Below are 16,953 nucleotides of genomic sequence, written 5' to 3'. Positions count from 1 at the left end.
TGCAAATTGAACTGGCAATTGTGCAGTGTGCGGGCAAAGGTCTGACCCCTTGATCATCACGGATCGCCCCTTGTTAAATATGTAATTCCACTTATCTATCAGAAATTTTAATTATCTGATGCACTTAAATATAAATTGGCGTATAAACCACCCATCTTCATCAGTTCGGTATGACTGCCGACCTCTTTAATATCGCCTTCTTTCATAAAAATAATCTTATCGGCGTTTTTGATCGTAAAGAGCCGATGGGCGATGATAAAGGTGGTTCGTCCCTTCATCATCGCTTCCATGGCCTGGGTGATCAAAATTTCTGTTCGGGTATCCACTGACGAGGTCGCCTCATCCAGAATTAATACCTTGGGATCAGCAATAATCGTTCGGGCAATGGCCAGAAGCTGGCATTCCCCCTCGGATAGGGTGGTAAAATCACCGCCGATTCGGGTCTCATAGCCCAGCGGCAGTTTTCTAATAAATTCGTCACACTGCGCTTTTTTTGCCGCCGCGATAACATCGTCCCGGGTTGCCCCGCTTTTGCCATAAGCAATATTTTCTTCAATGGTACCATCAAACAGCCAGGTATCCTGGAGCACCATGCCAAAAGCACTGCGCAGGTTCGGCCGAGTAAGAGCCTTAACATTGAGACCTTCTAACAAAATACTGCCCTGATTAATCTCATAAAAACGCATCAACAAATTAACCAGGGTGGTCTTACCAGCACCACTGGGGCCCACTACTGCGAGAATTTCGCCAGGCTCTGCTGTTAGCGAAACATCATGAAAGAGAATCCGCTCGGGAACATAGCCAAACGCGACATTTTTAAATTCAATTTGACCTTTTGCAGTGGCTACATCAAGAACTTCGGTACTTCGATCTAGCTGTTCCTCTTCCCGATCCAGAAATTCAAAGATCCGCTCAGCAGCCGCTGCACCGGCCTGAATAAAGTTCAAATTATTAGAGATGAGAGCCGTGGGGCTGGCAATATTATTGGCATAGATCAGAAAAGCCTGAATTGTCCCAATGGTCATCGTTCCAGTAATAACAAAAATACCGCCTACCACACAGATACCAATGTAGGCCAGGTTATTGATTAGCTTCATTAAGGGTGAACTCAATCCCGAATAAAACCGGGAACTCAGGTAAGATTTAAAGAACCGCTGATTGATCGCATCAAATTTTTCGGCTGACTTTGCTTCATGATTAAACGATTTGACAATTAAATGACCATCATAGACCTCTTCAATCAGCCCATTCAAAGCACCCAGTTCTTTTTGCTGTCGTCTGAAAAGGACCTGGGTTTTTTTGGTAATCAGTTTCATGACAAAATAAGAAAGTGGAATCGCCACAAAGAAGATCAGACTCAACGACACATTCAGCACCAGCATCATCACAATAATTCCGATAATACTGGTTGCCTGAACCAGTATCTGGGTCAGATTGCTTTGCAGTGCACTCGAAAGTGTCGTCGCATCATTGGTGACCCGGGAAAGCAAATCCCCCCGTTCACTCTGATCCAAGACATTGAGCGTCAGTTTATTCAGTTTTTCCTGAATATCGGCCCGTAATCGCTTAATCGCCAATTGCGACAAATAGGTAGTGCGCATGGTGGCATAATAGGCAAACCCGGCGCTTAAGATATAAAGCGCCGCCAGGATGATTAGCTGCTGCCCGATATATAAAAAATCAATATCGGTATTTTTAGCAATACTATCGGCGATGCTATCGGTGATATCCTTGGTCACCACCGGTGCGAAAATTGCAAAGATGGTACTGGCAATCAGTGCGACCGTCACAAAAAAGATAACATGTTTTTTATCCTTTAAATAATGACTCAGCCGCTTACCAATAGCACCAAAGCTGTATTTTCTTTTTTTGGTTTTCACAGTGATTCCTCCTTCCCATCGCTATAGGATTGGGATTTCAGAATTTCCTGATAAACCCGGCAATCGCGGATCAGGTCCTCATGTTTACCCTGACCGACAATGGCGCCATTATCCAGCACCAGAATCTGATCGGCGTGTTTAATGGTGCTGATCCGTTGGGCGACAATTAACACCGTTTTATCACCAAATTTTTCGCGTATGGCTTTGCGAACCAAAGAATCAGTTTTAAAATCCAACGCCGAAAAGCAATCATCAAAGATCGTGATCGGGGCTTTCTTAACTGCCGCTCGGGCGATACTAAGGCGCTGTCGCTGCCCTCCGGAGAGATCCTTGCCGCCCTGAGAAATCGTGCTGGCCACTTGGCCTTCCCGTTCGTTGATAAAGTCAAGCGCCTGAGCAATCGATAAGGCTTCGATAACCTCTGCCTCGGTGGCCTGATCCTTGCCGACCCGGATGTTTTCCAACACGGTTCCACTAAAAAGCACCGATTCCTGGGGCGCATAGGCAATAATGCTTCTCAGATCATGCTGGGTTAAGTCCCTAATATCGACCCCATCAATTACAATGGCACCCGAACTAACCTCATAAAGCCGCATAATCAAATTGACCAGCGTGGTTTTACCCGAACCGGTAGCGCCGACGATTGCGGTTATTTTTCCTGGTTCAGCAACAAAATCGAGTCGCTCCAGAACATTTATTTCAGCACCGCTATAGCCAAAAGAAACCGCTCTAAATTCAATGCGTCCCGCAATGTTCTCAAGAATCACCGGATTTTCTTTATCCTGAATGGAAAAGTCGCAATCCAATACCTCTTTAACCCGTGACGCCGAAACAGCCGCCTGGGGATAAGCCATAAGCAAAGCCGAAACCAGACCCAGAGCAGACATAAACATTAAAACGTATTGAATAAATACCATCAAACCACCCAATGTAACAATTTGCTGCTGAACCTCCTGGGCTCCTAGCCATAAAATGATCACCATCGTCAGGTTCATCATCAGTTGCATCAGCGGGGCAAAGAAAGCGACTGCATAGTTTGCTTTAACAGCCGCTTGCATACCTTCCTGGTTGGCCTGACCAAATTTCTCGGTTTCATAATCCTGACGGTTAAACGCTCGGATCGTCCGGACTCCGGTGAGTTTTTCTTTCATCAAAAGATTTAGCCGATCGACTTTCTGCTGCATCAGCTTAAATAAGGGCATACTTCGGGCCGTAGTTAGCCCAATAATAATCGTCGTGATCAGAAACGATCCCAATAGCAACAGTGTCAGAGTAATATTTTCGCGAAAAGCCATCACCAGAGCGCCAACACCGGTAATTGGAACCAGTAGTAATGACCGTAACCCATTGATGACAACGATTTGCATCTGGGTCGCATCGGTGGTGGAGCGGGTCAGCAGAGTAGCTGCGCCAAATTGATTGAAGTCGGTCTGGGAAAAATCCTTGACCTTGTCAAACACATCCGCCCGAATTCGACTGGTAAAGGACGCGGTGACATAGGCTGAATAATAACTTGATGCCACCATACAGACCGCCGCCACCAATGAAACCGCCAGCATCATTGCGCCGCTTTTTAGAATATAAGGCGTGTCCCCCTGAGCCACCCCATTTTCAATAATATCCCCCATCATTGTAGGCAGATAAAGTTGCGCCGCCGCCTGGCTGAGCACAAACACAAAGACCAGAATCATCTGGAGCCGGTAATCTTTTAAATACCGTAACAGTAAACTGACCATCGGCTACTCCTTATCCACTAAGGCAAAGAAAAAGTTCTCTTTGACCAACGTGTCAATCACCCGTACCGGCTTTAACTGATTCCCGGAAATCCCCCGCATAATCATCAGATCACGATAAAGAGCATAGGTTTCTTCCTGAACAAAAGAAATTTCGGAAGGACTCAAGATTCCACTTTTGACCTTGGAGCCAATCGAAGGGTTGGCCGTCCCTAACTTCGCTTCCATGATTTGACGATATTGTTCATATTGTCCCTTCGCCAGCGGTTTTTCTAATTCAATAAAGATAACATAGCGACCCGGCGATACCGCCACATCGGCATAGACCGAATAATCCACCAGCTCGCAGTCGGTGGCCTTGGCAAATTCCTTAACTGCCCAGGAAACGCATTCTTCGGTCGTCTTTTCGCCAGCTATGCTGACCATCTGATTGAGTCGATAAACAAATTTGATCTTGGGGCATTTTTTATACCAGCCCACCACGCGTACCACGTCTTTGATCCGATAGCGGTAAAAACCAGAGGTGTTGGTTAACACGATCTCATAATCCTTACCGGTTTCCAGTTGTTCCATAGTCAGCGTTTGTTCCCCTTCTTCCTGATCCACCGGGATAAATTCATAAAAGGCCGAGTCGGGAATCAGGACAAATTCCTGGGCTTCCATTTCGTTACAAATCGCCATAATTGACTCTGATGCGGCATAAACGCTGAAATAAATGGGAATATCCCCCAGATAGTGACGCATTTTATCCGTATAGACTGAAAAACTTCCACTACCAATCGCGTGGACAAAAGCCAGTTCGGGCCAGATTCTGGGAATAATGGGGGTATCAAAACCTTTTTTAAATTCTTCTCGCAGTTCCGCCGCCCGTTTGGGGTTCGGCTTTATTTGGGTCAATAACTGAACTTTGATCTCATCGGGAATTTTTATATCCGGATCGATGGTGCCTTTTTCGATGTCATCGACGATCATTTCCCAATTTGTTTCCATATATTTCATCAAGTCAGAAATACCAGTCATAAAGGCAGAAACAATATAGGACAGATTTCGCTCCATCAGTGCAAAACGAAGGTGCGCATACTTGGTGTCCATTATTTCAGTAGGAAAAACAATTTCTTTAGGTGAGGTGAACATCAAAAACAAAAGGTTTTTGATACTGTAAACACCCCGCCCTGAAATGGACCCGGCAAACAAACCATTGGACAGCGTTTCAAATTTGACTTCCATCAGGTTTAGTCCGCGACCGCGTTTCCACTTTTTCCCCAATGCCCGGGCAATGATGGCAAAGCTGAACTGGGTGGCATATTCCCGGTAAAGATCGACCGTTTGTTCCGAAACCGGGATCTTTTTGGGATTATCAACACTACCGGAAGTCAAGGCATAATGGATGATATTATCCTTAGTCAACAGATCCTTTTCTCCGGCTATCATTCGTTCGATATAAGGGGCGTAATCATCATAAATAGAAAAAGGCACCGTGTTCTGATAGTCTTCAATGGTCTTAATCTGGTCAAAGTGATAGCGCCTTCCATACTCGGTGTCGGCATTTTTAGCGATCATATCAAGCATCAATTGTTTATTGATTTCCGGAGCATTTTCGGTTAAACGATCAAAATTCTCAATTTTTTTGTAACCTTTTTTAATATTAAGGGAATAAATCAGTTTGGGTATCATCTTTATCATTTTTCGCCTTCCTTTGCCCAACCCGCAATGCTGTTACGATCAGGGTATTCCGTTACAATGGTTTTTAATTTTGTTTGGTTTACATTCTTCCCGGGCATGATTGATCGGGAAAATAACGAATCACGGTAACCATCGCTCACCATTATTACTTCTACTCCCCGTAAGTGGCATGATTCTCTTAATCGCTGATAGCTGGGCTTTAGCTTAAACAGGTGTTTCTCCAAGTTCAATCTAAAAACCTCACTATCAAACCGCTCTGAATAGGGTTCCAGAATAAAGATCAGCTTTTTATTCTCCCGATCCAATAAGATCTGATAAAAACGGATCTCCTGATTTAAATAATTAGAAATTGTCTCAATCGCCCCATCAATTTCAAAGACCCTTAAACTCAGGCGATCCAACTCCAGCTTTTCCGATTCTTTGCACACAAAAACAAGCCTGGGAATCTGATTATTCATCTCCGTCACTCGGACGATATCTTTCATATTATAGCGGTACAAGCCCGAATAGGAGGTAATGATCAGTTCGTAATAGCCACCTTTTTTTAATTCGTGGGCCAAAAGGGTTTGACTCGTTACTTCTCCGACTGGTAAAAACTCAAAAAAATAACCAAAAAGAGCAAGTAATCCGGCTGGATCCTGGGCTTTATCTGGTATATTAAACTTTCCTTCACTGGCGCCGTAGCCCCATTCCAGGAATTTGACCGACTGAGGGAGGTGCTTTTTGATATCGGTCACAATTTTTGCTGCACTGGCTGACATCCAGCAGGACACAACCGCAAACTCGGGCCAGATCATTGCCACATCCAGGGTCTTTTTGTTTTTAAGAATTGTTTCCAGTTCTGCTGCCCGCTCCGGATTTGGCAATAATTCCGAAACCAATTTTTCCCTCAGTACCGCATCAATGGAAATCTTTGACGATATCTGACCCTCTCTGATATCTTCTAGCAAATCGTCGGCTTGTGCATTCATTTTTTTTAGTAAAACATTAAAGTGGGCAATATTGCTACAAACAACACCAACCAGATTTTTTTCTGCCAACGCATAGCGAATCGTTAAGTAATCGGTTGTCTCATTACTCAGTCCCTTCGCGATCATCATTGCCGGTGGCAGCACCATTTTTTTTAACATCTCGACTGGCATATCCTTGGCCGCCTGGCCAGAAGCGGAGCCAATCGGAATGCCTCCGTCGGTTTTGCCATACTCCGAGGGGTTAACAATAGCCAATACCTTTTTTCCCGGCGCCATTACTTCCGGGGCCATCATTAATAAAAGGATGGCCCGAATCTGAGAAACCAAACCCTTGACACATTCCCCATTTTTACTTTCAGGAATCAGTTTAGGTACACCAGTGGAGCCGCTAGTAGCAACAAAACTGGCTGTTGGACCGTCAAAAAAAATGTCTCCCTGACCTGCTTTTAACGGTGTCAGCTCTTCTTCAATCTGAGAATAATCCGATATTGGCACCTTGTTTCTAAAGTCGTCGACGGTTTTAATGTCTGAAAAACCCATTTTTCTGCCAAACTCACTATTCTGAGCAGATTTTAAAATATCCTGAAGCACACGTATTTGTGTGGCCTCAGGAATACTTTGGATAAAATAAAAACTTTTAATTAATTTTTCATTGGGCATTTCCTTTAAACGTTCTGGAATACTCTTATCATCGTTGCCGCCAAAAATGGCCCTAAACTGCTCTTCCGCCATACTATTTCCCGCCATTTTCACACCCTTATTCGATGGTCAAAATATCTGAAAACCCGGTCATATCAAATACTTCCTGGATTTCCGGCTTGACGTTTTTAATCACCAGACTACCATCAAGTGCCTTGGATTTTTTTTGAATCAGCAGTAACACTCTTAATCCGGCACTGCTGACAAAATCCAGCTTATCAAAATTCAGAATCATCTTAAATCCTTGTTTAGTATAATACGGCTCCATTTCTTTTTGAAACTCAGGGGAGGTATTGGTATCCATTCGGCCTTCTAGTTCAACTAGAAAAATATCACTTTCTTGCTTTACTTCAATTTTCATTCGTATACCCTTTCTTCTTTAAAAATTATAACAATCTGTTGTTTTCATCTGTAACGATAATTCTGAATTGTTCCAAATTGTCGCCCTGTTGATAAAAGGAGACTTTTCTTGGCATAACCCAGTTAAAACGCTTTGACGGTTTAGCTTTAAAGGCATTTATGCCTTCAAATTTTTAATTTTAATTGATCATACCACAATAATTTGCCATGCGCAATTACAAAACCAGTCGAAATACGAAAGTTGTATTTATATCCAAATCAATTGCATACTTTATCGTTATTCACGTGTTTAATCCTTTAAAAAATGCATCCATAAAGGCGATCTTTTCAAAAATAATCTCAGCCAATAAAGCCCTGTATTTGGGAATCTGCTAAGCATCGTTGAAAGATGTTCTGTTTTTATTTACAAATTCAATTTTCTTTTACATCTTCGTTACAAGCTATTTACAACAACCATAATTTGTGCTAGTATTATTACACTTAGAACAAATCTGAGCACTTATGATTACATTTTAAATTAAATAAATGAAAAGGGAAGGAATGTCATGAAAAAGAACTCGATTATTTCCATTATTATCATCCTACTAATTCTTCTGACCGCCATTTTGTTTGTTCGTAGCTGCAACCAAGAAGGAAGCGAAATGAAAAACTATACCGTGGCGGGTACCTACAACGAAACAGCAACCTATCAAAACGGAGAGATTAAGGTTTCTGATGTCAACATCGAAAATGCCACCTTTACCGGTAATCTAACCGTTACTGATGCGGTTGCCGATGGCGAAATTCGGCTGACCAACGCAGCCGTACAAGGCGAATTACTGGTAAAAGGAGGTGACACCATTTACCTGGATGGTGGCGCCTACCAGAACATCATTCTTGAGAAACCCGGGGTAAAAATTGTTTTACTTGGCGAAGCAACCGTTGAAACGCTGACCGCCAGAGCAGCGGCCAACATCGTTGTTGACAATCAAAGTAAGGTAAAGACCCTAAACGTTGAGAAAGCCGCTGCCCGGACATCCATCACCACCCAGGAAAATGGTACCATTGAAAACATTCAGGCCCGGGGCGCCAGCGACATTATTCTTAACACACCAGCCAAACTAATTGGATTCGGCACCAATGCCGGTGGATCAACCCTTGTAGCCAATGCGGTGGTTGATAAAATCGTGGCTGAATCGAAGGTTATTCTCACCCTTAATGCCAATGTGGGAACCGTGTTGTTAACCACTACTGGTGAAGGAACCAGCATTACACTTGGCAACAATGCCGTAATTGCCTCTCTGGCCACAGAAACCCGGGTTGAGATAACCGGTGAAGGCAGTGTTACCAGTGCCACCACCAACGATGTACTGTACATTACCGGGACCGTTACCCCGGAGGTCGTTTATATTACCACCAAGCCGGTTGTCAGTGATACCAATGGTTCATTAGCTGTATCAACCAATACCAACCGAGTCGCCGATAGTAGTTCCTCTGGCGGGTCCAGCGGCACCTGGTATTCCGGTTCAAGCGATTCCGGGTCGGTCATTGATACGATTCACGATACCCCGTTTATCCCTCCAACCCCACCAAATCCGCCAAGCCCAACCCCACCAACCCCACCGAGCCCACCTGTAAATATTTCGGTGGAAGCAATCCAGGTAACACCGGTTGAAGCAGATGTGATTATGGGTAATACTTTAAAACTGAACACCGTTATTTTTCCCAAAAATGCGACCAATCAAACCATCATTTGGGAAACGTCTAATAACGCGGTTGCCACCGTCACCAATGGGGTGGTCACACCAGTTTCTAATGGCGAAACCACCATCACTGCCCGAACTCAGGATGGGAATAAAACTGATACCTGTAAAATTACAGTCAAAACCAATGTCACCGCTGTGACTATGATTAATACCATCAACACCGTCAATAACAATATTGCACAAACCATTGCCTATGACAGCAGTTACTCCCTGCCGGTTGTGGTCATCGCCCAGGGTTATGGCAGTGAACTTTTTCCCTGTTCAGTAACCTGGTCCCCCAATACCGTGGACACGAAAAAAATTGGTGAAACAATCTATACCGGCACTTTGGTAATGCCTACTGGCTATGTCAACCTGAATAACACCCAGGCCTTAATCACCCTCACGGTCCTGGCCCAACCGGTAATTACCGCCAGCTCGGAACTATCCTCCCAACGTGTTTATTTAAATGAAGATCCTGCTCCTGTTTTTGTGGAAGCTGATGTTACTGATGATAAGACCTTAACCTACCAGTGGTCTTATCGCATCGGTGATGTCGAAACCCCACTACCAGAGGTTACAGGTCCAATTTATGATCCCCCGGCATCCGCAACCCCGGGTACTGTCTATTATAACTGTGTGATCTCTTCTGAAAATGCTGATCCGGTCACCGTCTTAGCGGGTACTGTCGTGACCAGTATCGATCCCGCTGTCCTACCAGTAACACCTGATCCCGCCGATCCTGAAACCGGTGAAACAGAACCGGTTATCGTAACAACATTAGCTGAAATACCAACGATCACGGAACAACCAACCAGTATTTCACAACTGAGTGACATCGCAGTGGCAACCAGTTTGGCTCAGGCTACCCGCACTGCTCAGGCTGCCCTCGGCGCACCTAAGTCTGAGATAGCAACAGCTTCTTTTAGAGTAGCTGCCACTGTCAATGATGGCGGTGTCCTCACCTACCAGTGGTTTGAAAGCTCCGTGGCCGTCAATGCCGATGGCAAAGCAGTTGATGGTGCTACTGATAAGACCTTTGCGGCCGATACCGCCAGTCCGGCCGGAACCACCTACTACTATGTCGAAATCACTAATACCAAAGCCGGTTGTCTGCCGGTAACCGCCGTCAGTCTCCCGGTTTCACTCACCGTGATATAGCAAATTTAAAAAAAGAAGTGATCATCCAAATAATGGTGATCACTTCTTTTTTAATTAACTTCCTATTATAATAGAGTCTCTTATTCCATTTCGACGATCAGTTCGCCGGACTCGACGCTTTGTCCATCCGATACATAGATCCGTTTGACCTTGCCGTCTTCGCTGGCGACCATTTCGGTTTCCATTTTCATGGCTTCAACAATAACCAGAGCCTGATTCTTTTTGACGTCTTCTCCTTCGTTAACCAATACTTTTAGAACAGTTCCAGGAATACCTGAGCCGATCTGTTTAGTGTTTTTAGGATCAGCCTTTAGCATGGTGACCTTTTGCTTGGCCGAGAGGCTGCGCTTATCTTCAACATAGATTTCACGACGGAACCCATCCACTTCAAATCGTACTGGGCACATGCCCTCATCATTAGGTACGCCGATGTTGACTAATTTGATGACAAAGCGTTTTCCTTTGGATACCTCCACATCGACGATTTCTCCGACCTTTAAACCGTAGAAGAAGGCGTGGCTTTCCATTCGCATGTAATCACCGTATTCCTGAATGAATTCCATATATTCTTTCATTACCTTGGGATATAGAGCAACACTTAACACTTCCCGATCGTCCAGTTCAACACCAAACTCTTCATGGAAGTCTTTTTTTATTTTACCAAAATTTTCGTCAGGAAGCAGAATCCCGGGACGAACTGTGATCGGTTCTATGCCCTTTAAGACAATTTTTTGAAGCTCAGGATCAAATCCACCTTCTGGCTGTCCGATCATGCCCTTGTAAAAATCAACGACCGAATCGGGATAAGATAGTTCTTTTCCCTTTGTTTTAATATTATCAGCGGTTAAGTTGTTCTGAACCATAAAGATGGCTAAATCACCAACCGTTTTTGATGAGGGTGTCACCTTGACAATATCACCCAGCATCAGGTTCGCTTCCATGTATTTCTCTTTAACCTCCCGAAATTTATGGCCCAAACCAAAACTTTCCACCTGGGCCCGAAGGTTTGAGTATTGACCTCCCGGTATTTCCAACTTATAAATTTCAGTGGAGCCGGATTTCATTTCAGATTCAAACTTACTATAAACCTGACGGGTGCTGCCCCAATAATCCGATAAAATCTGGAGCTCATCTTCATTTAGTCCCGTATCTCTTGGGGTATTTTTTAGGGCTGCCACAATCGAGTTCAGGGCCGGCTGAGAAGTTAAACCACTGAGCCCGTTTAGCGCTGCATCGGCAATATCGACCCCGGCCATCTGTCCAAAGAGCACTGTGGCCACCCCATTACCCGTTGTATCATGGGTGTGAAGATGGATGGGTAGGCTAACCTCCTGTTTTAAGGCTTCTACCAGCTTATAGGCGGCTCCCGGTTTTAGTAAACCAGACATATCTTTAATCGCCAGAATATGGGCTCCGGTTTTTTCGATCTCCCGGGCCATTCTCAGATAGTAATCGAGATTATATTTGGTTCTCGAAGTGTCTAAAATATCCCCTGTGTAGCAGATGCTGACTTCAGCAATCTTATCCGTTTTTAAAACCTCCTCAATGGAAATCTTCATCCCATCCATCCAGTTGAGTGAATCAAAAATACGGAAAATGTCAATCCCACTTTTGGCCGCTTCCTGAACAAAGGCGCGGATCACGTTATCTGGGTAATTTTTGTAACCGACAGCATTGGCACCCCGCAAAAGCATCTGAAACAAAATATTGGGAACTCGCTTGCGCAGTTCATCAAGCCGTCGCCAGGGCGATTCTTTTAAGAAACGGTAGGCCACATCAAAGGTTGCGCCGCCCCACATTTCCAGGGCAAAGAGATCCGGTGCCAGGGCTGCGGTTTCCCGGGCGATTTTGATCATATCCCGGCTTCGTACTCGGGTGGCAGCGATAGACTGATGGGCATCCCGGAAGGTGGTATCAACCAGCAGCAGTTTCTCCTGGTCTTTGATCCACTTTACCAGACCATCTGGCCCCTGCTCATCAAGGATCTGTTTACTACCCCGAAATTCGGTATCGACCGGAATAGCCGGGATATAGGGCTCATCATAATCCGGTTTATTTCCAAAGGTTTCATTGACAATAATATTCCCGAAGTATTTGAGCAAACTGGACGCTTCACTTTTCTGATCTTCAATCTCAAACAGTTCTGGGTGATCATCAATGAACTTGGTGTCACAGTTTCCTTCAATAAAGGTGGGGTGCTGAAGCACGTTGATGAGAAAATCCTTATTGGTTTGAACCCCTTCAATTGTCATTTCTTTCAGCGCGCGCAGCGCTTTACGACGGGCATCTTCAAAGTTTCTGGAAAAAGAGGTACTCTTGACCAGCAAACTGTCATAATAGGGCGTGATTACTGCGCCAGTAAAGCCATTGCCACCGTCGAGGCGAATCCCAAAACCACTACCGGTTCGATAAACATCCAATCGGCCCGTATCCGGCATAAAATGATTGTTCGGATCTTCAGTCGTGATCCGACATTGGATGGCTGTTCCCCTCGTCTCTATTGACGCTTGACTGGAAATACCAATTTCTTCGGAGTCGAGCGGTAAGCCCTGGGCAATTAAAATTTGAGACTGCACCAGATCAATTCCGGTGACCAATTCAGTAACGGTATGTTCGACCTGAATCCGAGGATTCATTTCGATAAAATAATGGTCGCCTTTTTTATCGACCAGAAACTCAATGGTCCCGGCATTACGGTAGTTTACTTCTTTAGCCAGTTTAATGGCGTCCTTACAGATCGCCTGACGTTGTTCTTCATTGATACTTAAGGAGGGGGTAAATTCAACGATTTTCTGGTGTCGTCTTTGAATCGAGCAATCCCGTTCAAAAAGATGCACCACATTCCCATGGTTGTCACCCAGAATCTGCACTTCAATATGTTTCGGTTCTTCTAAATATTTTTCGACAAAAATAGTCCCATCACCAAAGGCTTTGGTTGCTTCACTGGTTGCTGAATGGAACTCTTTTAAGAGATCTTTTTCGTCCCGGACGATTCGCATCCCCCGACCACCGCCGCCTGCAGCTGCTTTTAAAATGATCGGATAGCCGGCTTTCTGTGCGAACTCCAGGGCTTCCGAATCGGAGGTGATTGGTTTTTCAACACCGGGAATCGTGGGGACCTTCACACTTTTGGCGACGATTTTCGATTGAATCTTGTCACCCATTTTTTCCATCATTTCGTGCGTTGGTCCGATAAAGACGATCCCTTCCTCTTCACAGCGTTTAGCAAAAAGCGGGTTTTCAGCCAGAAAACCGTAACCAGGATGAATCGCATCAACCTCTTTTTTCTTGGCCAGGGTGATGATTTTATCCATATCCAGATAAGCTTCCACCGGACCATTCGTGCCAGTAATCAGATAAGCCTCGTCGGCCTTGGTTCTAAAAAGAGACAGTTTATCTTCCTGCGCGTAAATGGCCACGGTATGAATGCCAAGCTCCTGACAGGCCCGAATGATCCGGATGGCAATTTCTCCTCGATTAGCGATTAATACTTTATTAAACTTTTTCATCTTTCCTTCTACTTTCTGAACGCATTTTTATGCATCAACAATTCTCATCTCCAAAAAAATAATTGTAACTATTATATAAAATTGTATGCCATTATTAAAGCTATTTTTTGAGGATTATCAAATTATTTTTAGCGACCACCCAATCACACTCAAATAGGGCTAAAAATAAGCGTTTTACTCACTTCTGCTTAATGTTTTCTTTAGTTAACTTTTCATTCTTAACCCTTTGGCGATATTTTATTACGACTGCCGCATCCACTTTTTTTGGGATTTGGACACGTTTTCTTTTTTTTCGCTGATGGTCGCTATGTTTAACCTGAGTTTCACTTATTTCTTTTTCTTTCGCCTTTTCGATTATTTCATTTTCCAGACGTTGAAATCCATAGCGCCTTTCTGTTTCTTCTTCCAGCTTGGGATTATCTGAATAGAAGGTGTTAGCCAGACGTTTAACGATAACATATCCGGGAATGACAATAACCAGAACAATAATAAGCATTCCGGTATCCATGATTACTCGCCTCTTTTCAGCGTTTCTTTTTTTTGTATATAATCCTTCTGATAATCCTTACTGGAGATCAGAATTTCCTCTAAAAAACGTTCATATTCTTTATCGTAGTTCTTATTTTTCAGCTGCTCCAGATTTTTTTGCAGCATTTTTTCTTCCCGACTCTGGTCGAATATATTACCATTATTATTGTATTTATATTCAGCCACAGCCTGGATGCAATCCATTCTCTGCTCAAAAAGGACCCGCATCTGCGCATCGATCTGATCGATTTTATTTCTAATTTCATCTAATGTTTTCAATCTTATCTCCTAAAGTAAAAAATCTGCCAAACAGATGGCGGTGGCGGCTTCTACCACGGGAAAAGCCCTGATCACAATGCAGGGATCGTGACGCCCCTGAATTTTTAAGGTCGCGTTGTTTCGATTGGCCAGATTAATGGTCTGCTGTTCTTTGCCAATCGAAGGCGTCGGTTTAAAGGCGACCTGAAAAACAATTGGCATTCCATTGGAAATACCACCGTTGATACCCCCGTTGTGGTTGGTTAAGGTCTCAATTTGTCCGTTATTGATGCGCAGGCCATCATTAGTTTGGGAACCTCGCAGGCTGACCATTTCAAAACCAGCCCCAAAGGTTACGCCTTTTACGGCGGGAATAGAAAAGAGTAAGGCCGATAGACGACTTTCAATGGATTCAAAAAAAGGATTGCCAATCCCCGGCTCCAGGCCAGTGATAAAGCCTTCCACCAAACCACCCACCGAATCCTCATCTTCCATTGCTGCAATGATTGCCTGTTTCATCGCTTCTTCCAGATTGGCATGATAAAGGGGGAAAGCGGGATTTTTAAAACCCCTGATTAGGGTTTGATAGACCTTCCAATCCTCAATCGGGGTATCTTTTACCTCACCAATTGATACAATCCGGCTTCCGATTCCCAGCTCTGGACAAATTACGCTTAACATCTCTTTGGCAATGGCCCCGGCAAAAACCAGAGGTGCCGTCAGCCGGCCGGAAAAGTGACCGCCGCCGCGATAATCCTGGAAGCCACCATAACGGGCGTCGGCGGTATAATCGGCATGACCTGGACGCATCAGATCTTTGGTTTTTGCATAATCTCCGGAACGGGTATTTTCGTTGCGGATCAATCCCGCTAATGGTGCGCCGGTCGTTTTGCCATTAAAAATGCCACTCAGCACTTCAATTTGATCCCCCTCTTTTCGGGGTGTCGCCAGCGGGTTTCCCCGGGCGGCCCGGCGGTTCAGCTCACTCTGAACCCGCTCCAGATCAATTTTAATTCCGGCGGGGAGTCCATCAATGACTGCACCAATCCCATTACCATGGGATTCACCAAAAATCGAAAGCTTAAATTTATTTCCCCACGTCGAGCCCAATCCACTCACCTCCTACCGCTTTAAAGTCTTCCCAGAAATGTGGGTAGGATTTATTGACTGCTTCGGCACCGTCCAGAACGATCTTTCCTGAGGCCCGAATGCTAGCGATCGCTAAAGCCATCGCAATTCGATGGTCATTATGACTCTTAACCTTGCCCCCAGTGAAGCCTTCGACCCCGTGAATTATCAGTCCATCGGCGGTTTCTTCAATATTTCCGCCCAGGTTATTAAGCTCTAAAGCAATCGCCATCAACCGATCCGACTCCTTAAAGCGCAGTCGCTCACCATTTATTATGGTGGTGGTGCCCACACTCAAGCTGCCTAACACCGCCAGAATCGGAACCAGATCCGGACACTGAGAGACATCGATAACAATTCCATGAGTGGTTGATTTTTTTACCACCAGGCCATCAGCTTTAGCACTGATTTCACCACCCATTTGTTTTATCAGATCAACCATTACCTTGTCCCCCTGAAAAGAAGAAAGATCAAGATCCTTGCAGTCCATCTTTTCACCAATGGCACCCGCTGCCAGCCAGAACGCGCCCTGAGAAAAATCACCTTCGACCCGGTAATTACAAGGTCGATAGGCCTGATTTCCCTTAATCAAAAACCGCCGGTCATTGTCATTGACAATCTCAATCCCAAAGTGCTTCAGCATGTCCAGGGTAATATCAAGATAGGGTTTTGACTCCAGTTTTGATGTAACTTCAATAACCGAATCGCCAGAAAGCAAGGGCAGGGCAAAAAGTAAGCCGGTAATAAACTGTGAACTTACCCCGCCATCAATTTGATAGCTGCCGGGAGTCAGAGTTCCTTCTACTGCCAGAGGTAGATCCTGTTGTTTATTTAAATGCTCATAATGAATTGATTTTTCTTCAAATAGATCATAATAGGGCTTCATCGGCCGGGTAACCAGACGACCCTTTCCGGTAATCACCACCCGTTTAGGCTGGAGCAGCAAAATCGGGATAATAAATCGCAGCGTTGATCCTGACTCATTGCACTCGATGGTCTCCTTCCCAAGTACCAGCGGATCGCAGCCCTTAATTGTTAGTGTAAACCGCCCGTTTTGTTCTTCATGATAAGAAATGCTTGTCCCTAATGCTTCCATCGCCTCACAGGTAACAATCATATCCTGAGACATCAGCACATTAGAAATCACGCTTTCTCCCTTAGCCAGCCCCGCCATAATAATCGCCCGGTGGCTGACACTTTTCGAAGGCGGTATTTCCAAACTGCCCGTTAATTGTCTTGGTGTAATCTCAATCTTTCTCATTTTCTTCCTCACAATTTTCTATTTTTACTTTTTTCACTTGGCAAATAGACAATCAATA

The 16,953-nt window shown here is 44.5% G+C and carries 11 protein-coding genes; 1 reads left to right on the top strand and 10 read right to left on the bottom strand.

Annotation, left to right across the window (positions count from 1 at the left end; all coding sequences use genetic code 11):
- Nucleotides 1–107: 107 nt before the first annotated feature.
- From U2P91_RS07030 to U2P91_RS07010, 5 genes are read right to left on the bottom strand one after another with little or no spacing between them, the layout of a single operon-like run.
- Nucleotides 108–1,880, bottom strand: a complete 1,773-nt coding sequence (locus U2P91_RS07030; RefSeq protein WP_111887740.1) for an ABC transporter ATP-binding protein — start codon at nucleotides 1,878–1,880, stop codon at nucleotides 108–110.
- The gene (locus tag U2P91_RS07025; RefSeq protein ID WP_111887741.1) at nucleotides 1,877–3,616 is read right to left on the bottom strand and encodes an ABC transporter ATP-binding protein; all 1,740 of its coding nucleotides are present in this window, start codon (nucleotides 3,614–3,616) and stop codon (nucleotides 1,877–1,879) included. The genes U2P91_RS07030 and U2P91_RS07025 overlap by 4 nt, the downstream gene beginning before the upstream one ends.
- A 3-nt stretch (nucleotides 3,617–3,619) precedes the next feature.
- Nucleotides 3,620–5,296, bottom strand: a complete 1,677-nt coding sequence (locus U2P91_RS07020) for a GH3 auxin-responsive promoter family protein (RefSeq protein WP_111887742.1) — start codon at nucleotides 5,294–5,296, stop codon at nucleotides 3,620–3,622.
- The gene (locus tag U2P91_RS07015) at nucleotides 5,293–7,014 is read right to left on the bottom strand and encodes a GH3 auxin-responsive promoter family protein (protein WP_111887743.1); all 1,722 of its coding nucleotides are present in this window, start codon (nucleotides 7,012–7,014) and stop codon (nucleotides 5,293–5,295) included. The genes U2P91_RS07020 and U2P91_RS07015 overlap by 4 nt, the downstream gene beginning before the upstream one ends.
- Nucleotides 7,015–7,024: 10 nt before the next feature.
- The gene (locus U2P91_RS07010; RefSeq protein WP_111887744.1) at nucleotides 7,025–7,327 is read right to left on the bottom strand and encodes an STAS domain-containing protein; all 303 of its coding nucleotides are present in this window, start codon (nucleotides 7,325–7,327) and stop codon (nucleotides 7,025–7,027) included.
- A gap of 544 nt (nucleotides 7,328–7,871) precedes the next feature.
- Here U2P91_RS07010 and U2P91_RS07005 point away from each other — a divergent pair.
- Nucleotides 7,872–10,211, top strand: a complete 2,340-nt coding sequence (locus U2P91_RS07005; RefSeq protein WP_322519303.1) for an Ig-like domain-containing protein — start codon at nucleotides 7,872–7,874, stop codon at nucleotides 10,209–10,211.
- Between the two features lie 80 nt (nucleotides 10,212–10,291).
- On the opposite strand, the gene U2P91_RS07000 is transcribed toward U2P91_RS07005, so the two are convergent.
- The 5 genes from U2P91_RS07000 to aroA all read right to left on the bottom strand — a co-directional run bounded on the left by U2P91_RS07000 (nucleotide 10,292) and on the right by aroA (nucleotide 16,895).
- Complete coding sequence (locus U2P91_RS07000; protein WP_111887746.1) at nucleotides 10,292–13,720, bottom strand: pyruvate carboxylase; 3,429 nt, start codon at nucleotides 13,718–13,720, stop codon at nucleotides 10,292–10,294.
- A gap of 178 nt (nucleotides 13,721–13,898) precedes the next feature.
- On the bottom strand, nucleotides 13,899–14,228 hold the full coding sequence (locus tag U2P91_RS06995) for a hypothetical protein (RefSeq protein ID WP_111887747.1): 330 nt from the start codon (nucleotides 14,226–14,228) through the stop codon (nucleotides 13,899–13,901).
- 2 nt (nucleotides 14,229–14,230) lie between these two features.
- Entirely contained in the window at nucleotides 14,231–14,527 is a 297-nt protein-coding gene (locus U2P91_RS06990) for a chorismate mutase (RefSeq protein WP_111887748.1), read from the bottom strand.
- 9 nt (nucleotides 14,528–14,536) lie between these two features.
- Nucleotides 14,537–15,616, bottom strand: a complete 1,080-nt coding sequence (gene aroC, locus U2P91_RS06985; protein WP_111887749.1) for a chorismate synthase — start codon at nucleotides 15,614–15,616, stop codon at nucleotides 14,537–14,539.
- Complete coding sequence (aroA, locus tag U2P91_RS06980) at nucleotides 15,594–16,895, bottom strand: 3-phosphoshikimate 1-carboxyvinyltransferase (RefSeq protein WP_322519302.1); 1,302 nt, start codon at nucleotides 16,893–16,895, stop codon at nucleotides 15,594–15,596. The genes aroC and aroA overlap by 23 nt, the downstream gene beginning before the upstream one ends.
- Nucleotides 16,896–16,953: the final 58 nt, after the last annotated feature.

The sequence above is a fragment of the Acetobacterium sp. K1/6 genome (assembly GCF_034438075.1).
Lineage (GTDB): Bacteria > Bacillota > Clostridia > Eubacteriales > Eubacteriaceae > Acetobacterium > Acetobacterium carbinolicum.
Note: the sequence above shows the minus strand (reverse complement) of the source record. Positions and strands in the feature narration are given on the sequence as shown.